The organism is Vibrio sp. Y42_MX_L11, from assembly GCF_024181785.1.
GTDB lineage: Bacteria > Pseudomonadota > Gammaproteobacteria > Enterobacterales > Vibrionaceae > Vibrio > Vibrio diabolicus.
Genome location: NZ_JAMZAP010000019.1, coordinates 40,545 through 64,567, shown reverse-complemented (window position 1 = coordinate 64,567; position 24,023 = coordinate 40,545). Strand labels below are relative to the sequence as shown.

23 protein-coding genes are annotated in these 24,023 nt (G+C 46.3%); 11 read left to right on the top strand and 12 right to left on the bottom strand.

Annotated features, from left to right (window positions below; genetic code table 11):
* Positions 1 to 39: 39 nt before the first annotated feature.
* Complete coding sequence (gpmM, locus tag NL643_RS17650) at positions 40 to 1,572, bottom strand: 2,3-bisphosphoglycerate-independent phosphoglycerate mutase (protein WP_005395398.1); 1,533 nt, start codon at positions 1,570 to 1,572, stop codon at positions 40 to 42.
* A gap of 547 nt (positions 1,573 to 2,119) precedes the next feature.
* Between gpmM and NL643_RS17645 the strand changes: the two genes are divergently transcribed.
* From NL643_RS17645 to NL643_RS17625, 5 genes are all read left to right on the top strand, one after another.
* Entirely contained in the window at positions 2,120 to 2,554 is a 435-nt protein-coding gene (locus tag NL643_RS17645; RefSeq protein ID WP_005395399.1) for a rhodanese-like domain-containing protein, read from the top strand.
* 246 nt (positions 2,555 to 2,800) lie between these two features.
* Positions 2,801 to 3,265, top strand: a complete 465-nt coding sequence (gene secB, locus NL643_RS17640) for a protein-export chaperone SecB (protein WP_005395400.1) — start codon at positions 2,801 to 2,803, stop codon at positions 3,263 to 3,265.
* 195 nt (positions 3,266 to 3,460) lie between these two features.
* On the top strand, positions 3,461 to 4,498 hold the full coding sequence (gpsA, locus tag NL643_RS17635) for an NAD(P)H-dependent glycerol-3-phosphate dehydrogenase (protein WP_006743122.1): 1,038 nt from the start codon (positions 3,461 to 3,463) through the stop codon (positions 4,496 to 4,498).
* A 78-nt stretch (positions 4,499 to 4,576) separates the two neighbouring features.
* Entirely contained in the window at positions 4,577 to 5,398 is an 822-nt protein-coding gene (cysE, locus tag NL643_RS17630) for a serine O-acetyltransferase (protein WP_005395410.1), read from the top strand.
* A gap of 25 nt (positions 5,399 to 5,423) precedes the next feature.
* A complete protein-coding gene (locus NL643_RS17625; protein WP_047010262.1) occupies positions 5,424 to 6,569 on the top strand; it encodes a murein hydrolase activator EnvC in 1,146 nt (381 codons plus the stop codon).
* A gap of 73 nt (positions 6,570 to 6,642) precedes the next feature.
* On the opposite strand, the gene NL643_RS17620 is transcribed toward NL643_RS17625, so the two are convergent.
* From NL643_RS17620 to epmA, 4 genes are all read right to left on the bottom strand, one after another.
* Positions 6,643 to 7,599 carry an acetyltransferase gene (locus NL643_RS17620; protein ID WP_104969882.1) on the bottom strand — a complete coding sequence of 319 codons (957 nt, stop codon included), beginning with the start codon at positions 7,597 to 7,599 and terminating at the stop codon, positions 6,643 to 6,645.
* Between the two features lie 144 nt (positions 7,600 to 7,743).
* Positions 7,744 to 8,379 (bottom strand): TetR/AcrR family transcriptional regulator, encoded by a 636-nt coding sequence (locus NL643_RS17615; protein ID WP_005395413.1) that lies wholly within the window; start codon positions 8,377 to 8,379, stop codon positions 7,744 to 7,746.
* Between the two features lie 21 nt (positions 8,380 to 8,400).
* Positions 8,401 to 8,775, bottom strand: a complete 375-nt coding sequence (locus tag NL643_RS17610; RefSeq protein ID WP_005395414.1) for a VanZ family protein — start codon at positions 8,773 to 8,775, stop codon at positions 8,401 to 8,403.
* Positions 8,776 to 8,784: 9 nt separating this feature from the next.
* Entirely contained in the window at positions 8,785 to 9,756 is a 972-nt protein-coding gene (gene epmA, locus NL643_RS17605) for an elongation factor P--(R)-beta-lysine ligase (RefSeq protein ID WP_046874653.1), read from the bottom strand.
* A 435-nt stretch (positions 9,757 to 10,191) separates the two neighbouring features.
* Between epmA and frdA the strand changes: the two genes are divergently transcribed.
* Genes frdA through frdD form a run of 4 tightly spaced genes read left to right on the top strand, consistent with a single transcriptional unit; the run spans position 10,192 to position 13,523 of the window.
* Complete coding sequence (gene frdA / locus NL643_RS17600; protein WP_047010259.1) at positions 10,192 to 11,991, top strand: fumarate reductase (quinol) flavoprotein subunit; 1,800 nt, start codon at positions 10,192 to 10,194, stop codon at positions 11,989 to 11,991.
* Positions 11,991 to 12,749, top strand: a complete 759-nt coding sequence (locus NL643_RS17595; RefSeq protein WP_005381489.1) for a succinate dehydrogenase/fumarate reductase iron-sulfur subunit — start codon at positions 11,991 to 11,993, stop codon at positions 12,747 to 12,749. Before frdA ends, NL643_RS17595 begins: the two co-directional genes overlap by 1 nt.
* Positions 12,750 to 12,751: 2 nt before the next feature.
* Entirely contained in the window at positions 12,752 to 13,135 is a 384-nt protein-coding gene (gene frdC, locus NL643_RS17590; protein ID WP_253644890.1) for a fumarate reductase subunit FrdC, read from the top strand.
* Between the two features lie 10 nt (positions 13,136 to 13,145).
* Complete coding sequence (gene frdD / locus NL643_RS17585; RefSeq protein ID WP_005395421.1) at positions 13,146 to 13,523, top strand: fumarate reductase subunit FrdD; 378 nt, start codon at positions 13,146 to 13,148, stop codon at positions 13,521 to 13,523.
* A gap of 103 nt (positions 13,524 to 13,626) precedes the next feature.
* On the opposite strand, the gene NL643_RS17580 is transcribed toward frdD, so the two are convergent.
* On the bottom strand, positions 13,627 to 15,030 hold the full coding sequence (locus NL643_RS17580) for an SPFH domain-containing protein (RefSeq protein WP_005395423.1): 1,404 nt from the start codon (positions 15,028 to 15,030) through the stop codon (positions 13,627 to 13,629).
* Positions 15,031 to 15,295: 265 nt separating this feature from the next.
* Entirely contained in the window at positions 15,296 to 15,862 is a 567-nt protein-coding gene (efp, locus tag NL643_RS17575; protein WP_005395425.1) for an elongation factor P, read from the bottom strand.
* Between the two features lie 32 nt (positions 15,863 to 15,894).
* On the opposite strand from efp, the gene epmB reads away from it, so the two are divergent.
* The gene (gene epmB, locus NL643_RS17570) at positions 15,895 to 16,917 is read left to right on the top strand and encodes an EF-P beta-lysylation protein EpmB (protein WP_005381502.1); all 1,023 of its coding nucleotides are present in this window, start codon (positions 15,895 to 15,897) and stop codon (positions 16,915 to 16,917) included.
* 95 nt (positions 16,918 to 17,012) lie between these two features.
* Positions 17,013 to 17,510 (top strand): MgtC/SapB family protein, encoded by a 498-nt coding sequence (locus tag NL643_RS17565; protein WP_005395427.1) that lies wholly within the window; start codon positions 17,013 to 17,015, stop codon positions 17,508 to 17,510.
* 100 nt (positions 17,511 to 17,610) lie between these two features.
* Here the strand turns inward: NL643_RS17565 and NL643_RS17560 are convergent, their stop codons facing one another.
* From NL643_RS17560 to NL643_RS17540, 5 genes are all read right to left on the bottom strand, one after another.
* Positions 17,611 to 18,174: a hypothetical protein gene (locus NL643_RS17560; RefSeq protein WP_005395435.1), complete on the bottom strand. Its 564-nt coding sequence runs from the start codon at positions 18,172 to 18,174 to the stop codon at positions 17,611 to 17,613.
* Positions 18,175 to 18,606: 432 nt separating this feature from the next.
* Entirely contained in the window at positions 18,607 to 18,828 is a 222-nt protein-coding gene (locus NL643_RS17555) for a DUF2188 domain-containing protein (RefSeq protein WP_000517703.1), read from the bottom strand.
* Between the two features lie 185 nt (positions 18,829 to 19,013).
* Positions 19,014 to 20,687: a group II intron reverse transcriptase/maturase gene (ltrA, locus tag NL643_RS17550; RefSeq protein WP_144163952.1), complete on the bottom strand. Its 1,674-nt coding sequence runs from the start codon at positions 20,685 to 20,687 to the stop codon at positions 19,014 to 19,016.
* 1,120 nt (positions 20,688 to 21,807) lie between these two features.
* Complete coding sequence (groL, locus tag NL643_RS17545; protein WP_005381509.1) at positions 21,808 to 23,454, bottom strand: chaperonin GroEL; 1,647 nt, start codon at positions 23,452 to 23,454, stop codon at positions 21,808 to 21,810.
* Between the two features lie 77 nt (positions 23,455 to 23,531).
* The gene (locus tag NL643_RS17540; protein ID WP_005381516.1) at positions 23,532 to 23,822 is read right to left on the bottom strand and encodes a co-chaperone GroES; all 291 of its coding nucleotides are present in this window, start codon (positions 23,820 to 23,822) and stop codon (positions 23,532 to 23,534) included.
* Positions 23,823 to 24,023 lie beyond the last annotated feature (201 nt).

The window sequence follows — 24,023 nt, the reverse complement described above, 5'->3', positions numbered from 1 at the left end:
TTTAAACTCGGGCTTTTGTCATTCTGAGCAGTTAGTTAATTATTTAACTAGCACTTCACCCGTCATTTCTGCTGGGATTTCTAGACCTGCTAGAGAAAGCATGGTTGGTGCAAGGTCAGACAGTTTGCCGCCTTCTTTGAACTCAACCGCTTTATCACCTACGTAAATAAGAGGAACCGGTAGGTTAGTGTGCGCTGTGTGAGTACCACCCGTTTCTGGGTCAACCATCATTTCTGCGTTACCGTGGTCCGCAGTGATCAGTAGCTGACCGCCAACTTCTTTGATTGCTTCAACTACTTTGCCAACACTTTCATCTAGCGCTTCGATTGCTTTCTCAGCTGCTTCGTAAACGCCAGTGTGACCAACCATATCTGCATTCGGGTAGTTACAGATGATAGTGTCGAACTTACCAGACTTGATCGCCGCAACCAGTTTCTCTGTAAGCTCAGGGGAGCTCATTTCTGGCTGAAGGTCGTAAGTGGCTACTTTTGGAGAAGCAACAAGCTGGCGCTCTTCGCCTTCAAATTCGTTTTCAACACCGCCGTTGAAGAAAAACGTTACGTGCGCGTATTTCTCTGTTTCAGAGATACGTAGCTGAGTTTGACCTTGCTTAGACAGCCACTCACCGTACGTGTTTTCTAGAGACGCTGGTGGGAATGCAATTGCTAGAGGGATATCTGCCGCGTATTGAGTCAACATAACGAAGTTAACTGCCGGGAATACCGCACGCTCAAAACCATCAAAGTCAGGCACGAATGCACGAGTGATTTGACGAGCACGGTCAGCACGGTAGTTCATGAAGATAACCGCATCACCGTCTTGCATGATTGCGTCTTCTTCGCCTTCCGCTTTAATTGCTGTCGCTTTCACGAACTCATCGTTCTCTTCACGAGCGTAAGCGGCTTCTAGACCAGCAACGGCGGTTTCTGCTGTGAACTCAGCTTTCGCTTGAGTCAGAAGATCGTAAGCCACTTGAACGCGATCCCAGTTGTTGTCACGGTCCATAGCGTAGTAGCGACCTACTAGAGAAGCAACACGACCTTTACCTAGTTTCGCGAATAGATCTTGGAAACGTTGTAGCGAGTTTTCCGCACTACGTGGTGGCGTGTCACGACCGTCTAGGAAACAGTGTAGGTAGATTTTCTCAGCGCCACGAGCCGCTGCCATTTCAACCGCTGCGTAGATATGGTCTTCATGAGAGTGTACGCCACCTGGAGACATCAGACCCATGATGTGTACCGCTTTCTCTGCTTTAACAGCAGCATCAACTGCTTCAACAAGCGCTGGTGTTTCAGCGAACTCACCGTCAGCGATCGATTTAGTGATACGAGTTAGATCTTGGTATACAACGCGACCTGCGCCAATGTTAGTGTGACCAACTTCTGAGTTACCCATTTGACCATCAGGAAGGCCAACATCCATGCCTGAAGCAGAGATTAGAGTGTGTGGGTTATTCGCAATCAGAGCATCCATTACTGGTGTTTTCGCATTCGCAATTGCGTTACTTGCTGTGTCTTCACGGTAACCGTAACCGTCAAGGATAACTAGAGCCAGTGGCTTCTTAGCTGACATAGTGATGACCTCATCAAATTTAAGTAACTTTTGGCGTAGGGCCTCGCTGCCCTATCTAACCTTGAAACAAAACTAGCGTAATTTTACTACACTTTTTAACCAAAACTGTAGGTTAAGATCAAATAATGTTTGCGATTTATTGTTGCTATCTTACAAGTTAAGCGAACAACGAGTCAGTGCCGACAAACGTGTTCCACAAGCATAGTCATTCCTAATACGCTTTGTACACCCCAGTCTAGGTTCGGTTTTCTTACGCTTCTGATTCTTGTTTTTGCACCCGAAACAGCGCTTATTTAAAGCATTATCGAACAAGATTGGTTAGTACCTATTGTTCGCTTTTTTCGGTAAAACAAAAGTCACTTAAGTCGATAAATCCAATAGGCAAAAACAATCAAGCTACCATAGTCCAATGCACGGATGGCAATAACATAAAGGGTTTATAGAGATCTCAATTATTCGTTAGAAAATTTTAACCCTCTCGCCTAAGAGGCTTAACCCCGCTATACTCCTGCTTTATTTTTCCGCCAACAGCGTAAGAGCTCAAGACATGCAAGAGTACATTGAATTTTTCCAACAGAACATGATTCTATCTTTGGTTTGGGTAGGTCTTCTTGTCGCCTTTATCATGAACATCGTGAAGTCAGCGACGGCCGCATACAAAGAAATCAACGTAAACCAACTGACTCATCTTATGAACCGTGAAAACGGCGTTGTAGTGGATATCCGCACAAAGGACGAGTTCAAAAAAGGTCATATCACCGACTCACTTCACATTTTACCGTCAGATATCAAAGCGGGTAACTTTGGTAGCCTTGAAAACCACAAATCAGACCCAATCATTGTGGTATGCAAGACAGGGCAAAACGCTCAAGAAAGCGCGAACCTATTAGTAAAAGCAGGCTTTGAAAAAGTAAGCCTACTGAAGAACGGCTTGATTGCATGGAACGAAGCGAACCTGCCTTTAGTACGTGGTAAAAAGTAATACCCGGCAGCTTCGATAACGTGGCAGAGGCAAAATACAAGGTACGCACCAAGCTTGTTTTTGCCAAGCTTCGTGGATAATAAACTGAGCAAATTGAAAGCAGTTGAAGCATTAAGTTGTGACGCTTTGCACGTAATACACGCTTCATCTAGTCAAGGTAGATTGGCTCAGTTAGTCTCGGGACATACCAGTTTTCTGAGTTTAGACGTTTCTAGGCTCTACAAATATTTATTTAAGGATTAAAAAATGGCTGAAGCAGCACCTCAAGAAGCACAACAAAACTTCGCAATTCAACGCATCTTCCTAAAAGACGTTTCTTTCGAAGCGCCAAACTCTCCAGTAATCTTCCAAAAAGAATGGAACCCAGACGTTAAACTAGACCTAGACACTCAAAGCCGTGAGCTTGGTGAAGGCGTTTACGAAGTGGTTCTACGTCTAACTGTAACTGTGAAGAACGAAGAAGAAACAGCGTTCCTATGTGAAGTTCAACAAGGTGGTATCTTCACTGCTGAGCAAATGGAAGCAGGCCAACTTGCACATTGCCTAGGCGCATTCTGCCCGAACATCCTATTCCCATACGCTCGTGAAACTATCTCAAGCCTAGTGGTTAAAGGTACGTTCCCTCAACTGAACCTAGCGCCAGTTAACTTCGACGCGCTATTCATGAACTACCTACAACAGCAAGCTCAACAAGGCGAAGCTGAAGCGTAATTCACGTTTTGTAAGTGACGAATAGCCTGAGTGCTGACGTCACCGACTCTAATAAAATGCACAGAGCGTCTACCATCCGATGCAATGTGCATTTTTTATTTCTGACAAAAGTTCCTAGTTCCTAATCGCCAGAAGGCGTAAAATTTGACGATTAGGAACTAGATTCTACTAGTAGAAAGATAATTAGGCGGTAGCATGACACAAGCAAATACAAACAATGCTTACGGTAAAGACATCGCAATGACGGTGATTGGCGCAGGTTCATACGGTACCTCTCTGGCGATCTCACTCGCTCGTAACGGCGCGAACGTAGTCCTTTGGGGACACGAGCCTGAGCACATGGCACGTTTAGAAGCGGATCGCGCGAACCACGCTTTCTTACCTGGTGTTGATTTCCCTGAAAGCTTGATCATTGAATCGGATTTAGAAAAAGCCGTACAAGCAAGCCGAGATTTATTGGTTGTGGTTCCAAGCCATGTTTTTGGCATCGTACTGAACAGCTGTAAGCCTTTCTTACGTGAAGACTCTCGTATCTGCTGGGCAACCAAAGGTCTTGAGCCAGAAACGGGTCGTCTGCTGAAAGACGTCGCTTATGACATTATCGGTGAAAACTACTCACTGGCTGTATTGTCTGGCCCAACGTTCGCCAAAGAGCTCGCGATGGGCATGCCTACTGCAATTTCAGTTGCTTCTCCAGATGCTGAATTTGTCGCTGACCTACAAGAAAAAATCCACTGCAGCAAAACCTTCCGCGTGTACGCCAATAGTGACTTTATCGGCATGCAATTGGGCGGTGCGGTGAAAAACGTTATCGCAATTGGTGCGGGTATGTCTGACGGCATCGGTTTTGGCGCCAACGCGCGTACTGCATTGATTACTCGTGGTTTGGCCGAAATGAGTCGTCTTGGTGCTGCGCTTGGTGCAAAACCAGAAACCTTCATGGGTATGGCTGGTTTGGGCGACCTTGTCCTAACGTGTACCGACAACCAATCACGTAACCGCCGCTTTGGTTTAGCGCTAGGTCAAGGTAAAGACGTCGATACGGCACAAGAAGAAATTGGCCAAGTCGTAGAAGGCTACCGCAACACGAAAGAAGTATGGATGCTCTCTCAACGCATGGGTGTTGAGATGCCAATTGTTGATCAAATTTATCAAGTATTGTATCAAGGGAAGGATGCACGCCTGGCAGCGCAAGATTTACTTGCTCGTGACAAAAAAGCCGAAGGAAAGTAGCACTCTACGCCCCTTCGCACCTCATCTGAGAAGAATAGAAGTTGTCGGGTCACGGAAGAACCACTCAGGATATTGAGAATGAAACACTGCGAAAAACAAAAAGTCTGGAACAGAATTGTCTCAGAAGCCCGCGAAATGTCAGAGCAAGAGCCAATGCTGGCCAGCTTTTACCATGCCACCATCATCAAGCATGAAAGTTTCTGTGCCGCGCTCAGCTACATTTTGGCAAACAAGTTAAACACGGCATCGATGCCAGCAATGGCAGTACGTGAAGTGGTAGAAGAAGCGTTCTCTGCCGACCCAACCATTACCGATTGTGCCGCTTGTGACATTTGTGCCACGGTTAATCGCGACCCTGCAGTTTCGATGTACTCTATGCCGCTGCTGTACTTAAAGGGCTACCACGCTCTGCAAGGCTACCGCGTGGCAAACTGGCTATGGAAGCAAGGGCGCCATGCACTGGCCACCTACCTGCAAAACCAAATTTCGGTTGCGTGTCAGGTAGACATTCACCCGGCAGCACGCATTGGTAGCGGCATAATGCTCGACCACGCAACGGGTATTGTCATCGGTGAAACTGCAGTTATCGATAATGACGTCTCAATTCTACAAGACGTTACCTTAGGCGGTACGGGTAAAGAGTGCGGCGATCGTCACCCGAAAATCCGTGAAGGTGTGATGATTGGTGCAGGTGCAAAAATTCTTGGCAATATCGAAGTGGGCGAAGGCGCGAAAATCGGCTCTTGCTCTGTGGTATTGCAAGCAGTACCACCACACACAACTGTGGCGGGGGTTCCTGCGAAAATCGTCGGTCGTCCAAAAACGGACAAACCTTCTCTCGATATGGATCAAGGCTTTAATGGTAAATCACAAAGCTTTATCCATGGAGATGGTATTTAATCGTCAACAAACCTTTGACAACAACGTGGTAGGTAAATCTCAAGTGCGAAAACAAAATCACCCTGTTCTACGCTCGGCTATTTTATTAACTTGTGCTTTATCTGCCACATATCCCCTCACCTCTTCTGCCGCTAGTCAACAAGAGCTCAAAGGCGTATCAAGTGAGATAAGCCGTCAACGCAAATCTCTCTCTTCCCAAGAAAAGCAACTCAATGAGCTACAAAAATCGCTCAAGGAGCAAGAACTTGGCATTTCTAAACTTGAGCGCGAAATAAGACAAACCAAATCTGAGCTGGCACAAGCAGACAAAAACATAGACAAGCTAGAAGAGAAAATTGCCTTGCAAGAAGCGCAGCGCCAAGAGCAAGAGGAAGAGCTCAAACAGTTGCTGCAAACGTATTACGTGACCGAACGAGCGAAAGCCAATGGTCACTTGTTGAATCAAGGTGTGGAAGAAGACCGCATGAGTCAATACTTCCAGCACTTAGCCAAAGCGCGTGCTGAAGTGATTGATGCAATCACCAAAACCACTCAAGAATTGGCACACAACAAAAACCAGCTTGAGCTAGAAAAAGAGCAAATCGAGACGTTACTCAAACAGCAATCTGAGAAACGTACGGCGCTGGCAAGTACACAATCCAAACGTAAGCAAACCTTGAATAAAATTCAGAGCAGTATCAAGAACGATAAACGCTACCTTGCTGAACTGCAGCGCAACGAAACACGCCTAAAAGCCGAGATCGCCAAAGCGGCTAAGCGTAATGCCGTGCCAATGGACGGACTGGGCAAACAGCGCGGTAAACTGCCATGGCCACTCAAAGGTCGTGTATTACACAACTTCGGTACTCGCCAAACCGGGCAAGTAAACTGGAAGGGCATGGTGCTTGCGGCCAATTATGGTCAACAAGTGAAAGCCGTTTACCCGGGCACTGTAGTGTTTGCGGAGTATTTACGCGGTTATGGCTTAGTGGTATTGCTTGACCACGGCAAAGGTGACATGACGCTCTACGGCTACAACCAAGCGTTGACGAAAAAAGAAGGCGATCGCGTGACCGCTGGCGAAGTGATCGCTCTTGCGGGTGATACTGGCGGGCAAGATCGCGCATCACTCTACTTCGAAATTCGCCGCAACAGTGAAGCGCAAAACCCGAAATCTTGGTTGAAGCGCTGATTATCTGACTCATCGACTTATAATAAAAAAGGAGCCACTCGGCTCCTTTTTTGTATTCATATTTTGGCAAATGCTATGCGTAGTACGTTTCTACCGCATCAATAAAAGCACTTACATCATCTTTGCTTAATGTGTTGATGCCTGCCGCCGCTTCTCGGCCGCCACCAGTTGGAAACTGTCCACACACGGCAACGGCGCCTTGTTTGTTGTTCAACGGGGCACGTAGAGAGACCGTGTAAGTGCCATCTGCATTTTCGGTGAGTACTGCATGAGCAGAATCTGGGTTTTGATTTGCCAGCCAGTTGCCATACACACCGCTGATTCGACGTGATGCGGCCGTGTTTGGTAGTTCGAACAGCTTCAGCTTACCGCTCTCATGCGTGGCAGGTACTGCCAGAGCGGCATCCATATCTTGTTGGTAAGCAGACTGCAGTTGGTAGTAAGGCGAAGTTTTATCTTCAATTACATCAAATGGCGACGTGTACTTCAGCAAGGCTTGGTATAAATCCGCTGGATGGAAATGTAAGTCATCCACTTTCGAACCGTAACCGTTGTAATTAATCAAAGTGCCAAGCTCTTTAAGCTGCGCTTTCTGATCGTGTGACAATCCGACCTTGTCAGCCAATTCATCTGCTTTCGCGATCATGTTATCGCCATAAGCCGCCGTAATCGCCCATGTGTGAAAACGTCCATTTAGCAATTGATCGACAATCAACGCCGTACACATGTTGGCATCGAGATCGATGTGCGCATCCAAGTTGCCATGCTGAGGAATATCACCCGCCTTATGGTGATCGGCGTAAAACACGTGCGCGCCTTGAGCCAATGCTTGCTCTAGGCCTACCATGTTCTTTTCCATCGAAATGTCTAACACCGTTAGCTCATCACCCGCTTGCACGTCTACTTTTTCCACCAGCTTGATGTCGCGCTTTACACCAGTAATTAACTGAGCCTCGATAGGATCAGCCAAGCGTAATTGTAGAAGCGCAATGATGCCATCAGCATCGCCATTAAAAATGTCGTAATTCATGGAGCGATAGTTCCTTTATCGAGAGTCATATCCCAGAGAGGGCTGAACGGTATGAGGACTATTGTGCGTGGCATATTTGACAAGTCAACTCGAGCCACGACTCGAAAATGAGAGTGACTCTAGAAATATTAAGCAGTTTGACGTTTAACTGTGTAGATTGCTGACTGCATCTTCCAGTAACAGTAGCTGCTCTAACCCCTGCTCAGTTGCTAATGGCTTAACGACATTAAGCATCTGCAACATCCCTTGCTTCACCATTTGCTCAGTGATGCTGGTTTTCGAAGCCATTGCAGATTGATATGCCAACCAGCTACACGCAATCAAATGCAACGTACACACCAGTGACTTCAACTGCTGTTGATCAACATTAAGCAGCTTTAGCGATACAAACTCCTGCATGATCGCAATGAGGTTCGCTTGCAGCTTTTCTTGCACATCGATGTACTGCTCATGTAACTGCTCATCTCGTGACAAGATTTCAGGTAGATTCGCGTAGAAAAAGCGGTATTTCCACATTAGCGTAAAGATGGAATCTAGGTAGCTCTTCAGCATAGTCAGGCTTTCTTGTGAGCCTTGAATAGGGGTAAATCTTTCTAAAAGTTCTGCTGAATAAAGCGCAAAGATCTCACGAACGATTTCTTGCTTATTGCGGAAGTGGTAATACAGATTACCAGGGCTAATTTCGATGTGATCGGCAATGTGATTGGTGGTGATGTTGCGCTCACCATGTTGGTTGAACAACTCCAGTGCCGCGTAGACTATTTTGTCGCGCGTTTTCATTGTTATCGTGTTCCCTCTTCATTAACGAATCGAGTATAGCGACTTCACCAACCTAGGTCGATAGAGGCTCCAAATACGGTAACATAACAGACCAGTTAGAATACCCGTTGAGTTGGCGACAAGGTCTAACCAAGAAGTTTGTCTTCCGACATACCCTTGTAGCCATTCGATGGCAGCACTAAATAATAAGATACCAATCGCCACCGCCCAACGTTGACGCCAACGCCACACGCAAAAGCAACCTAAAAACGCAAATCCGCTGTACGCCATGGCGTGCTGCATTTTATCAAGATACGCAATGTTGCCCCAATCTTGCAACTCTCCCGAGCTCAACGATAAGTAAGCGATCAGTATTGCGTAGCTGAGAATGACCAAACGTGCAGCAGCCAAGTTCATTGAATATCCTTATGCGATTGGGAATGGAAAAGCCGTCACTTGATCAATGTGGTCACAGCCGAGCGCTAGCATGATCAAACGATCGATGCCTAACGCAACACCCGCACAATCTGGCAACCCTGCCTCCAATGCGGAGATCAAATGATAGTCGATTGGCTGCGGTTTTAAACCCATGTCGAGACGCTTCGCGTTATCTTGCTCAAAACGCGCCAGTTGCTCTTTCGGGTTATCGAGTTCATGGAACCCATTTGCCAGCTCAATTCCCTTAAAATACACCTCAAAGCGATCCGCAACACGATGGTCTTGAGGATTGATTTTCGCAAGCGCCGCCTGTGATGCCGGGAAGTCGTACACAAAAGCAGGCACATCCTGACCAATTTTGTGTTCGACTCCCACGCTAAATAGCAATTGCAGTAACGTATCGCGATCTTCTTCAGGCTCTGCAATGTCACTCAAACCCAGCTTGCTTGCCGCCGCTTTCAGCTCCGTCATCGAGCCTTCTAGTGGGCACACACCCAACACATCAATGAAGGCTTGTTGATACGTCATGCGCTGCGCTGCACCACACTTCAATACCAGTTGCAACAGATCATCCATTTCATCCATCAATTTATGATGGTCAAAGCCAACGCGATACCACTCCAACATCGTGAATTCTGGATTGTGGTAACGACCATTTTCTTCGTTACGAAATGCTTTGTTGATTTGATAAATACAACCGCTGCCAGCCGCCAGCAGGCGCTTCATGTGGAATTCAGGGCTGGTCATAAAGAACAGCTTGCTACCATCGGCGTAACCCGGGCCAACAAACTCGGTTTGGAAAGTATGCAAATGAATGTCGGTCACGGTTGCGTGACTCATGGCTGGCGTGTCGACTTCCATCACCTGTCGATCAGCGAAGAATTGGCGAATCGACGCGATTAACGTCGCACGTTGACGAAGTTGGTCAATGGAAGCAGTAGGTTGCCAGTTGGTTTGCATAACAAGTCTCTCAAACTTTAATTCAGCGAGGAAAGTCTCATTCTACATGCTTTTTACTCTTCAAGAAGAGAGGAATATCCCTTCTTCTTTTTACTAACGTGCTCGCCTATTTGAGGCAAGTATTACTCGTGCCGCAGCACAAAAAACACTCAGTTAAAATCCTATTATCCATGCGGTTAATGTCACGCAACACAGGTTTAACATCCCTAATGTTAATGCTTGAGGGCCAAAACCTCGATGCCGTGATAGCAGTCACATAACCTATAAATTCTATGCCCTTAAGTGCATTACCGAAGCAAAAACCCAATTACATCAATTTTTCTGCCATGTGGCTCATCTACACTAACCCTACTACTTTTGGGGAGTTCTTTTTAAAGAGTGCCTCGTAATGACAATAACAAGCGGATTTCCGCAATCACACACTGGAGGATAACTGTGCAAATTATCACCACAGATATCGCAGTCATCGGCGCAGGCGGCGCTGGTCTTCGTACTGCTATTGCAGCGGCTGAAGCAAACCCAGACTTAGAAGTCGCTCTGATTTCTAAAGTTTATCCAATGCGCTCCCACACGGTCGCTGCAGAGGGTGGCTCAGCAGCAGTTATCAAGGATGAAGATAGCTTAGACAACCACTTCAACGACACTGTTGGCGGTGGTGACTGGCTATGTGAACAGGACGTTGTTGAATACTTTGTAGAGAACGCGACTCGCGAAATGATCCAAATGGAGCAATGGGGTTGCCCATGGAGTCGCAAAGAGAACGGTGAAGTCAACGTACGCCGCTTTGGTGGTATGAAGGTTGAACGTACTTGGTTCGCTGCAGATAAAACTGGCTTCCACATGCTTCATACGCTATTCCAGACATCCATGAAGTACAGCAACATCAAACGCTTTGATGAATACTTTGTGGTGGATCTGCTTGTTGATGAAGGCGAAGTTCAAGGTCTGATTGCTATTCACATGTCTGAAGGCGAGCTTGTTACTATCAAAGCAAAATCTGTTGTTCTAGCAACAGGTGGCGCGGGTCGTGTTTACCACTGTAACACCAATGGCGGTATCGTAACGGGCGATGGTATGGCAATGGCTTACCGTCACGGCGTTCCTCTACGTGATATGGAATTCGTTCAATACCACCCAACAGGTCTTCCTGGTACAGGTATCCTGATGACGGAAGGTTGTCGTGGTGAAGGCGGTATCATCGTTAACAAGAACGGCTACCGTTACCTACAAGATTACGGCATGGGCCCTGAGACTCCAGTTGGCCAACCAAAGAACAAATACATGGAACTGGGTCCTCGTGACAAAGTTTCTCAAGCTTTCTGGCACGAACAACAGAAAGGCAACACCATCAAACACCCACTGGGTGACGTGGTGCACCTAGACCTTCGCCACCTAGGTGAAGAGTACCTACAAGAGCGTCTACCATTCATCTGTGAGCTAGCAAAAGCTTACGTGAACGTAGACCCTGCAAAAGAGCCAATTCCAATTCGTCCAACGGTTCACTACACCATGGGTGGTATCGAGACAAACGGCGGCTGTGAAACTCGCATTAAAGGTCTATTCGCAGTTGGTGAATGTGCGTCTGTTGGTCTTCACGGTGCAAACCGTCTAGGTTCTAACTCACTGGCTGAGTTTGTGGTATTTGGTCGCGTAGCGGGTGAAAACGCAGTGAAACGCGCTGAAGAATTCAAAGGTTGGAACGAGTCTGCAATCGATGCTCAAGTGAAAGCAGTTGAAGAGCGCATCGCCAAACTGATGAACCAAGAAGGTGATGAGAACTGGGCAAACATCCGTACTGAAATGGGTCATACCATGGAAGCGGGTTGTGGTATCTACCGTCAAGAAGATTTGATGCAAGAAACCATTAACAAGATCACCGAACTAAAAGAACGCTACAAACGCATCAGCATTAAAGACAAAGGCAAAGTGTTTAACACTGATCTTCTGTACGCAATTGAAGTGGGTTACGGCCTAGAAGTCGCAGAAGCGATGGTTCACTCTGCGATTCTACGTAAAGAGTCTCGCGGCGCGCACCAACGTCTGGACGACGGTTGTACAGAACGTGATGACGTGAACTTCCTAAAACACTCACTTGCTTTCTACAAACCAGATTCAGCGCCAAGTATCGATTACAGCAATGTGACTATCACTAAGTCACAACCAAAAGCTCGTCTATACGGTGAAGCAGCAGAAAAAGCCGCAGCTGAAGAGAAGAACGCAGAGGAGCAAGCATAATGTCAGCAAATCGCATTCAAAAAGTAGACATTCTGCGTTATGACCCAGAAAAAGATGCAGAACCATACAAGCAAACATTCGAAGTGCCATTCGATGAAACCATGTCTGTGCTTGACGCACTGGGCTACATTAAAGATCACCTAGACAAAGATCTATCTTACCGTTGGTCTTGCCGTATGGCGATCTGTGGTTCTTGCGGCATCATGGTGAACAACGTACCGAAGCTTGCTTGTAAGAGCTTCCTACGTGATTACCCAGACGGTGTGACTATCGAGCCTCTAGCAAACTTCCCAATCGAGAAAGACTTGATTGTTGATATGACACCGTTCATCGAACGTCTTGAAGCAATCAAACCGTACATCATTGGTAACGACCGTAAACCAGAAGACGGTACGAACTTGCAAACGCCAGAGCAAATGGCGAAATACAAGCAGTTCGCTGGTTGTATCAACTGCGGTCTATGCTACGCGGCGTGTCCTCAGTTTGGTCTAAACCCTGAGTTCATCGGTCCTGCGGCACTAACGCTAGCACACCGCTACAACCTAGACAGCCGTGACAACGGTAAAGATGAGCGCATGAAGCTTATCAACGGTGAAAACGGTGCTTGGGGTTGTACGTTTGTTGGTTACTGTTCTGAAGTTTGTCCGAAGAACGTTGACCCAGCAGCGGCAGTAAACCAAGGCAAAGTGGAGTCTTCTATGGACTTCGTGATTGCTATGTTGAAACCTGATGGTTCACCAAAGAAAGTGGAGGCATAAGGATGAGCAATCGTAAACCTTACGTTCGTGAAGTAAAACGCACTTGGTGGAAGAACCATCCTTTCTACCGCTTCTACATGCTACGTGAAGCGACTGTGCTGCCTTTGATCCTATTCACTCTGTTCCTAACTTTCGGTTTAGGTTGCTTGGTGAAAGGCTCTGAAGCATGGCAAGGTTGGTTGGATTTTATGGCAAACCCAATCGTAGTCGCGATCAACATCGTTGCACTACTAGGTAGCCTATTCCACGCTCAAACTTTCTTCAGCATGATGCCGCAAGTAATGCCAATTCGTTTGAAAGGCAAACTGGTGGACAAGAAAATCATCGTATTGACTCAGTGGGCCGCGGTTGCGTTCATCTCACTGATCGTTCTCATCGTGGTGTAAGGAGCTGAGCATGAAACCGAATTATAGTGTAAACACATCACCAAAACGTTCTGATGAGCCAATCTGGTGGGGTCTATTTGGTGCTGGCGGTACTTGGTTCGCGATGATCACGCCAATCACGGTATTGGTGCTAGGTATCTTGGTCCCACTAGGCGTGATTGATGCAGAAGCGATGAGCTACGAGCGTGTCTCCGAATTCGCAACCAGTATCATCGGTGCGCTATTCATCATTGGCACCCTAGCTCTACCAATGTGGCATGCGATGCACCGTGTACACCACGGCATGCACGACCTTAAATTCCACACTGGTGTGATAGGTAAAATTGCATGCTATGCATTTGCAGGCCTCATTACTGCACTAGCCGTTATCTTTATCTTCATGATTTAAGATACTGACTAAAAAAGAAAAAGCTGGCTCTATGCCAGCTTTTTTTATTGCTTTGGGTTACCCATGATCTTTTTGCTTTTTAAGCTTTTGACCACCCATGATCTTATTGCTGTATGACCTTCTTCGTTTGGTCCATAAGACCCAGGGCACCAAAGCCAGTAATCACATCTAGGTTTGTTTTCAAGCCCGTTTCTTCGCTACCACCAATGTAGTTTTGTGGCATCTGAACTTGGAAGTTTTGCAAGTTGTTGTACAACGAGTTCGCTACGTCTCGATTCAACTCTGCCAAATAAACTTCACGGTTTGCCCCTAACGCCGAGTACTTCGCTTTTAGGACTTCAGATTCTGCACGACCTTTCGCTAATATCGCTTTCGCTTCAAACTCAGCAGAAAGTGCGTTCGCCTTTTGAATCGCTAAGTTAGCCTCTGCGATAGCTAGCTCTTTCTCCTTCTCGACTTCAGCAAGTCGTTTGGTTTTTTCCACTTCAACGATTTCACGCTCTGCAATCTGACGTGCAACTTCCACTTCTTTTTGCTGAGCAATAATAGCGAGTTCTTTACCACGCTGAGCGTCTTGCACTTCACGTGTTCGTTGAATCTCTTTGCGTAACTGCTCGGTCTCCGCCTGTGCTTTCGACGTTTCTTGTTCCTGAATCGCGCGAATACGATCCGCCACTAAACGCTTTTTATCCGCCAATAGCTGATCTAACTGCTTTTCTGGCTGTGGATCACCAATGGTCACCTGCGTCACTTGAATGCCGTATTGTTGTAACGGGTTGTCTTGACGAATTGGTTGCCCGGTTTTATCTACAACTGGCACCGTTTTCCAAACCAGTTGATTGGTACGCTGTAGTTGGTTCGCATTGGCCTGATTCGCCCCAACAGGCGCAAGATCCAACTCTTCCACTTCAACCTGACGTCGCTCTGTTAGATAAATCCCCTCTCGCAACTGATCGCCAAGTTTCGATTTGAACTGGTTCAAACCACCTTGGAAAAACTCTTCACCCGTGTATTGGGTAGCGGTAATCACCGTCACGTTACGTGCGTTCTTTACAAGCAGCGCATCAATCAAGTTACTGTTGTTACGGAACTCTTTGTGCATTTTCTTCACCGCTTCAGGGTCATTACTGAGCTTAAAGCGGAATGTTACGGGAATCTGACCAATGTAGGTGTCGGCAAACCGAACCTGAATCGCATCAAGACGTTGATAAAAATCTTCGCCCTTGCTATTACCGAATGACACGGTGATCACTTGATCATATTTGGTGATTTTGGAAAGAAATGGCATACGAAAATGAATGCCAGGTTCAGTAAACACATCCAACTCACCAGTGATATTGTTCTGATGCACGTAGCTGTAACCTGCATCGGTCATCAGCACAGAGCTATTAATCGTTAAGCCGATTGCCAACAGCGGTACGCCAAATACCGCAGCTTTCAATCCTTTGTGTAGTAACTGACGTCTTTCTTCCACCTTTAAACCCCTTCCTAAACCCCTGCTTTCCATTTTGTTCTCCTTTTTGGATTGTTACTGAGTTAAATCGATAAAAATCAGATTGCTATGCAACTCAACAACAAGAACCAATGTATCAAAATGTTACATTAAGGAATAATCGACAGATTCATGAAATAAATAAGATTTTTACGAATAATACAAAATCATCGAAAATTTGCGGAGGATATCGATTTTCTATGCAGGAACATTCAAGAGAGAATTACAGGCAATAAAAAAGGCCGCCGAAGCGACCTTTCTAACAATCAATCTAAAGTGCTTACTTCACACGGCCTACGTATTCAGCCGTACGAGTATCTACGCGAATCACTTCACCAATTGAGATGAACAGAGGAACACGAACAACAGCGCCAGTTGATAGCGTAGCTGGTTTACCACCAGTACCTTGAGTATCACCTTTCAGGCCTGGGTCTGTGTCTACCACTTCTAGCTCAACGAAGTTTGGTGGAGTAACAGTAATTGGGTTACCGTTCCAAAGTGTGATCATACAAGTGTTGTTTTCTACCAACCACTTAGCGTTGTCACCTACCGCTTTTGCGTCTGCTGCGATCTGTTCAAACGTTTCACTGTTCATAAAGTGGTAGAATTCGCCGTCTGAATATAGATAATCTAGGTCGATATCCATTACGTCTGCCACTTCACAAGTGTCACCAGACTTGAATGTTTTCTCTAGCACTTTACCAGAAAGAAGTTTACGAATTTTAACGCGGTTGAACGCTTGGCCTTTACCTGGTTTAACGTATTCGTTTTCCAGAATTACACAAGGCTCGTTATCAAGCATTAACTTAAGACCGCCTTTAAATTCATTGGTGCTAACTGTAGCCATTTTTTCCTCTTACATTCTTAGAGCTAAATTCAATGCCGCACATAATAACCCGAAAAGTCGAATCTGTTGAGCAAAACTGGCTCAAACAGTTGGCGAATGGGATCTCTGATCCTGCAAAATTGCTCGAAATACTGGAAATTGATCCTTCACCGTGGCAAGACGGGTTTGCCGCGCGCAAGCTGTTTGCACAGCGTGTACCGCAAAGTTTTGTCGATAGGATGGAGAAAGGCAACCCTAAAGACCCTCTTTTACGTCAGGTTTTACCATTAAGTGACGAATTTGAAGTACATCCGGGCTATTCCAACGATCCGTTAGAAGAGCAGGATAATGAAGTCCCTGGTCTGCTACACAAGTATCGCAACCGCGCCTTAATGATTGTCAAAGGTGGCTGCGCGGTAAATTGCCGTTACTGTTTTCGTCGTCACTTCCCTTATCAAGAAAATAAAAGCGGCAAGCAAGCATGGACAAAGTGCTTAGAGTACATGGCGCAGCAACCAGAGTTGAACGAAGTCATCTTCTCAGGTGGTGATCCATTAATGGCAAAAGACGATGAAATTCATTGGCTTTTAGAGCATATTGCTCACATACCTCACATCAAACGTCTGCGTATTCATAGCCGTTTACCTGTGGTGATTCCCGCTCGCGTCACTGATGAACTATGCCAACTGCTGCAAGCATCAAGGTTACAAATCATCCTCGTGACTCACATCAACCATGCCAACGAAATCAATGACGAATTTGCTGAACAGATGTTCAAGCTCAAAAGAGCAGGCGTTACGCTTCTAAACCAAGGCGTTCTGCTGAAAGGCGTGAATGATTCGGTAGAAGCTCAAGTGGCGTTAAGTGAAGCCTTATTTGACGCGGGTATCTTGCCTTATTACCTCCACGTTCTTGATAAGGTGCAAGGCGCGGCGCACTACTTTATTTCGGACGAAGAAGCAAAAGCCATTATGCGCGGACTCATCACGCGTGTATCGGGTTACCTGGTACCAAAACTGACACGAGAAATTGGTGGCAGGCCAAGTAAAACGCCATTGGATTTGCATTTAGAATAGGTCCTGACGCTCAATTAAATTTGTCGTCACGACCGTTCCTTTTTGTTCGCTTTGCACGGTAAGTCTATGCATACTCCGCTCTTTTGGAGGTCAAGATGCATACAGCACTCGAACAAATTTTCGATCTTGGCCCATTCAGCTGGCCTGCCCTACTATGCTGTGCCATTAATGGGCTAATGATCGGTATCGAACGCCAAACTCGTGGTAAACCTGTTGGCATTCGCACGGCAATTCTTATTATTTCAGGCACTTACCTGTTTATGTCGATGGCAGTATCGTTATCGCCAAATACACTCGATCAAGCACGCGTGCTTGGTCAGATTATTACTGGCGTCGGCTTCTTAGGCGCAGGCGTGATGATGACACTCGATGGAAAAATCCACGGCGTAACATCCGCAGCGGTTATTTGGGTACTGGCAGGATTAGGGTTGATGATCGGTTTGGGTTATTTAACGCAGTCGGTGGTCATTACCCTACTGGCTTTAACGGTGTTACTGGGCGTGGATAAAGCAGAAAACCACATCAAAGCATTGCGCCGAGGGGTTCACCAAAGAATTCAACAACGCAAAACCTCATCCCGCTTAATTAAATAGTTAACGCGCCGATAAACTCGCTTCACCCCATCAGTAATTAAAAAGCCCTCGACGAATATCGAGGGCTTTCGGTATCTAAAGATTCTGACTTGCTCAGGGATTATTTAGCGAAGTTGATGAGTGGGAAACACTTGAAGAAACCGTTATCCGCACAGTTCAAAAGACCAATTTGTACGCCATCAATTTGATCGGTCATGTTGAAGAAACCAAACTGGAAATTAGACTTTTTAGAGATACTCGCTAAGCCCACATCCGCCATGGTGTAGCCTTCAGAATAGTTCACCGCGCTCCAGTTCAAGCCTTTTACATTGTTCGTAATGTTGACAGCACCCAAGTTAACACCCGTCGTCTGACCTTGGTTCCAGTTAACTAAGCCTAAAGACGCACCTTTCATTTCTTGGTTTACCTTTGCTGCACCAAAAAACAGACCGAAGTTCACACCTGTCGTACGATCCGTTTCTGACATACCAAGCAGTGAAAAGTCGACACCTTTAACCTCATTCACCTGTCCATGCAACACGGCTAAACGAACACCACCAACTGACGAGTTAGAAGGTGCGTTTGTGTTGTCGATAGTAGAGAACATCACAGGTGTACTGTCAGCAAGAGCAACTGGTGATGCGATAGCGGCTGCAACCGCCAATGACGTCATAAGCTTTTTCATTTTCATCTCCATGATGGGAAGCAACAATTTACAACATAGTGTAATGTTCAGATTTTGCGCTATCCACGTTCAAAAAGTGTTAGCGGTAGGTCAGATTTAACCATCTGACTCAAAAGAAAAAATTTTATCGCTTCTATTTTCATGTTTTTCCACTGACATTTCTTGAACTCGCCTCTCACAATCGAAGCCACATCAGAATGCTATATTTCTCGGATAACGCACATAAAAAAGTCGAGGCAAATGCCTCGACTTTTAAAGGTTTGGTCGGTTATCTTTCCGCTATAAGGATTCCCTTAGAGCAAAGAGATAAGCTGGCTGTCGGGTAGCAGCGACGCATTACTGCGCCACCGCCCCCTAAGAACCGTACGTGCGAGTTTCCCCGCATACGGCTCAAGCCTTTATAAACCCACACTTGCGTGTGGGCCGACAACACTACCCCTTAGGCGGGAATGGGTCGTTACCATAAGAGTCTTTATCTCTTATTTGACCATTAGGTCTGTGAATTACAACTTCACTTTGCTGATTCTTCGCTATCTCGCGAGCGGCCTGTCTAGCTTCCTCTTGAGTGCGATGGTGTGAAGTGTCGCGTGAGTTATTCTCTCCGCGCACAGCCCACCCGTCGGGGCGCTTTACAACGTGTTGGTTCTTACCCATTGATCACCTCCTTAGTATAGGATTTGGACAAATACTATATAAGGGCAAAAACGATAATTTTCAACCCAACATGTTGTATTATTTCTAGTTAAAGACATTACTTAAAACGACCTGATAACCAGAAGACCACTCCAACACAGGCTATGGTTGTTATTAAACCTAATAGCCATACCCATAGATAAAGCTCATTGTTCATAACGACTAACTCCTTTGTTGTTGTGGATCTGCCGATGACAGTTAATATGCAACATCATCAAATTCGAGCTAATGTCTGTGCCTCCATCCACTCTTCTGACGATATGGTGAATATCCCATTCATCCTCTGAGCCGAACTGCTGGTGGCAAACTGCACATTTGTAGTCTTGTCTCTCGACAATTTTCCATAGCTTCCAGTTACCCGACAAAGATTTCTTCAATCTTTGCATCTTCAGACGCTCAAAGTATTGTTCGTCCTCCGGTAGGTAACAGTTCGCTGTTGCCCGAATTTTCACATGTTTATCGACTTTCACTTTCGCTGCACTCAACAAGCGATAGTGACCATCTTCCCCTTTCGGTTTCGGTGCACTGAATACCCAGTTTCTATCACCCACTGTTTTAAAGTATTTTTCTTTAATCCAGCGTTTACGGCGATTCAAATGGATTCGGCGACACCACTGCCATAACATTTTCCAGATACGATAATCGATATACTTGAATGTCTCACTCGCACATACCCAGCGGTGGTAGTTGCACCATCCTCTGAGCATCGGGTTCAACTTCGCTATCACCGCTGAAGCTGGCACCGTTTTATGGCTGTTGAGATAATCTCGTATACCGCGCAGAAAATTCTTCACGTTTTTCTTTGACGGCTTAATCAACATCTTGCCGTCGTATTTACGCAAATTTTGCCCGAGAAAATCGAACCCGTCGTCTATATGCGTGATCAGCGTTTTTTCTGCTGACAATTGCAACCCACGTTCTGCCATAAAAGCTTCAACTATTGGTAAGACCTTATCTTCTAGTAGCTCTTTCGAGATCCCAGTGACGATGAAGTCATCTGCATAACGCACATAGTTGACCTTAGTTTTGTAACTGGCTTTTGTGTTCTTCTTCCCGAAGTGGGATTCGAGCACCGTTTCCAGTCCGTCTAAGGCCATATTGGCGAGTACAGGTGAGATAATCCCACCTTGCGGTGTACCCGCCTCCGTCGAGTTAAACTTCCCAGATTCCATGAATCCGGCTTTCAGCCATTTCTTAAGTATCGCCTTATCCATAGGAATATTGGCGATAAGCCAGTCATGGCTGATAAAGTCAAAACACCCTTTGATATCACCCTCCAGTACCCAACGGGCACTGGCCTTGCGACTGAGGTTCACGAAACATTGTTCGATAGCATCAGCACAACAGCGATTCGGGCGAAAGCCATAGCTGTTTCGATCCGCCGTGGTTTCCGATATGGGTTCAAGAGCTAACAGGTATAGTGCCTGCATTGCTCTATCACGCATGGTTGGTATTCCCAGCGGCCTACGCTTGCCATTAGCTTTAGGAATATAGACTCGCCTCAGCGGACTTGGCTTATAGCCTTTACGCATCAGTTGGTCTATAGCTCCCCATTTCAAGGCAGGAGTGTTCCAGATTTCTCCATCAACACCCGGTGTGTTTTTCCCTCTGTTTTCAGTGACCCGCCGAATGGCTATCACCTTGGCAGCAAACGAACGAGTTAACATGCGTTGCAGTCTTTTGACCTGTCGCCAGTCAGACTTTTTCGTTGCCTTTGCGATCCGTACCTGTAGCCCTCTCACCGTACGATACATTAGTGACCAGTCGATGCTGTGCCACTGCTGTGTCTGGTGGGAGGATGCAGATACGTCAATTTGCATTGAAGTATGCACCTTGCTTTCCTCCATTAACGATAAGTTAAACAAGCAACACAAGGCGCATCTGTGCCCCATAGGGCAGAGATTTACCCTATGAGGCTTGAACTTGTTGCTGACAGTACCCTAGATCCTCAAATAGGAAAGGTAACGCCCACAATTGGACTCTGACAGTTTCAACTACCGTAAACTTGACGGCTTTACTGATTTTCACGCAATTAAAGACCAAGCAGACGTGGGCCCCGTTTCCGGTGAAAGCACGTTGGCTTTCTATCCAGCTCATTACAAGCTGGCTTTCGCTTTTTCTGCTCTCCTGTGCCCGCATCCTCAACAGCGCCTCTTACGAGTTGCCTGCCCTATTGGGGCAAAGATACGGGGTTTCCGAGTTCCGTTTTCATTACACGAGTTACTTAGGTTCTACCTATCCACCGATGGCGCATGAGTCAGCGTATCCCCAGATGTAAAAGAGATAACCGGCCATATACCTTTTGGTCAGAGCGTTAGTGACGACTAATCCTCCCAAAGGGATAATTAATCGACACGACAATAGCGTTACGCTCGTCGCGGCTGACGGTGTTTATCAGTAGTTCACTTACGTTAACCATATAACCCAGCCTAGCCCCTAAACCGCCTGCTATTGGCGATTGTCTTAACCTTCACTTCGCAGCAAGGATTAACCACTTGCGTGGGGGTACATTATCAGGAAGCTCCGCACACCGCGTTACCGCAGATGCACTATCCCTAGGCTACTATTGGCTGAACAACAGGTCTTACTATCCAATAACCTACCCGTCCGAGTAAGAGATTGACTAAGACAATAATGAAAACAGCTTCGCACCGTGCAGGTGGCTCAAGCTTAAATAAGACACGAATATTCCCGTTACTTCACAGACACTGATAGCGCTGCTTCAACGTATATCATTCGCCTAAAGCGAGGGACATAGACTTTCGCCCATGCCTAAAATCGGACCTCTTACGAGGACCGATATTCGGGCTTGGGTTAAGCCCGAATATCGGGTTTTATTTGTTTGCTATTTCGGCGGGTGGGATAGTAACCACAACATGAAGTTAGTGATTACTATGGACGTAGCCCGCTCGGCTAGCTACCTACGCGACTCTCGTCGCACTACATCATGCCACCCATACCGCCCATGCCACCCATGCCGCCCATGTCAGGCATCGCTGGTGCGTCTTTTTGCGGTAGGTCAGTAACCATTGCTTCAGTCGTGATCATCAGACCCGCAACCGATGCTGCGAATTGTAGCGCAGAACGAGTTACTTTCGTTGGGTCTAGAATACCCATCTCTAGCATGTCGCCGTATTCGCCTGTTGCCGCGTTGTAACCGTAAGAGCCTTCACCCGCTTTCACGTTGTTCGCAACCACTGAGTCTTCCTCACCTGCGTTCTTCGTGATTTGACGGATTGGCGCTTCCATTGCACGTAGTGCAACGCGGATACCAACGTTTTGCTCTTCGTTGTCACCCGTTAGGTGAGCAATCTTAGATGCCGCGCGGATAAGTGCAACACCACCACCAGCAACAACACCTTCTTCAACCGCTGCACGAGTTGCGGCTAGCGCATCTTCTACACGGTCTTTCTTCTCTTTCATTTCAACTTCAGTCGCTGCACCAACTTTGATTACTGCAACACCGCCAGCCAGTTTCGCTACGCGCTCTTGTAGTTTCTCTTTGTCGTAGTCTGAAGTTGCGTCTTCGATTTGTTGACGAATTTGAGCTACGCGACCAGAGATCATCTCTTCTTCACCGATACCATCGATGATAGTCGTGTTTTCTTTCGTGATAGAAACACGCTTCGCTTGACCTAGATCTTCTAGTGCTACTTTTTCAAGCTCTAGACCGATTTCTTCAGAAATCACAGTACCGCCTGTTAGGATAGCGATGTCTTGTAGCATTGCTTTACGACGGTCACCGAAGCCAGGTGCTTTCACTGCAGCAACTTTCACGATGCCACGCATGTTGTTGACAACCAATGTTGCTAGCGCTTCGCCTTCTACATCTTCTGCGATGATAAGCAGTGGACGAGACGCTTTCGCTACAGCTTCTAGCGTTGGAAGAAGTTCACGAATGTTTGAGATCTTCTTATCAACTAGCAAGATGAATGGGTTTTCTAGATCAACACTGCCTGACTCTTGGTTGTTGATGAAGTAAGGAGATAGGTAACCGCGGTCGAACTGCATACCTTCAACTACGTCTAGCTCGTCTTGTAGCGCCTGACCTTCTTCAACAGTGATAACGCCATCACGGCCCACACGTTCCATTGCTTCAGCAATGATGTTACCTACGCTTGCGTCAGAGTTCGCAGAGATAGTACCAACCTGTGCGATTGCTTTCGTGTCGTTACATTCAACAGAAAGCTCTTTTAGTTGCTCTACTGCTGCTGCTACTGCTTTGTCGATACCACGCTTAAGGTCCATTGGGTTCATACCCGCGGCGACTGCTTTTAGACCTTCGTTTACGATAGATTGTGCTAGTACTGTTGCTGTTGTTGTACCGTCACCTGCCGCGTCGTTTGCTTTAGACGCAACTTCTTTAACCATTTGTGCGCCCATGTTCTGGAATTTATCTTCCAGTTCAATTTCACGCGCTACTGATACACCATCTTTCGTGATAGTCGGTGCACCAAAAGATTTGTCTAGAACGACATTACGTCCTTTTGGACCCAGTGTTACTTTTACTGCGTCAGCCAGAACGTTTACACCCTCTAGCATTTTAACTCGTGCGTCATTACCAAATTTAACGTCTTTAGCAGCCATCTTTGATTTCCTTTCTAAAATTCTTTGTGTGTAATTTCGTAATTGAATCTGAGCAAAAAATTACTCAATGATTGCTATTATTCAACGATCGCCATGATGTCGTTTTCAGACATGACAAGCACTTCTTTACCGTCGATTTTTTCAGTTTTTGTACCGTAACCTTCAGCGAAGATAACAGTATCACCAACTTTAACGTCCAGCGGCAGTACTGTGCCGTTTTCTAGGATGCGGCCTTTACCCACAGCTAGAACAACACCGCGAGTTGATTTTTCTGCAGCAGAACCAGTCAGAACGATGCCACCAGCAGACTTAGATTCAACTTCTTTACGTTCAACGATAACTCGGTCATGTAATGGACGAATGTTCATCGGTCGTCTCTCCTGAAAATTTCCATGTTTATTTGATAATTGTCCTTAGGGACTTTAGCCCCAGACACGTGATCCCTATATAAGGGGTCGAAGCAGCGATCCCAAGGGGGTGGCACAAAAATTTTGTGACTTAGTTAAAATAACGAACAACTAAGCAACGGTTTGCGTTCGAAATGCTCACTCGCCCAGCATCTCGCTTTC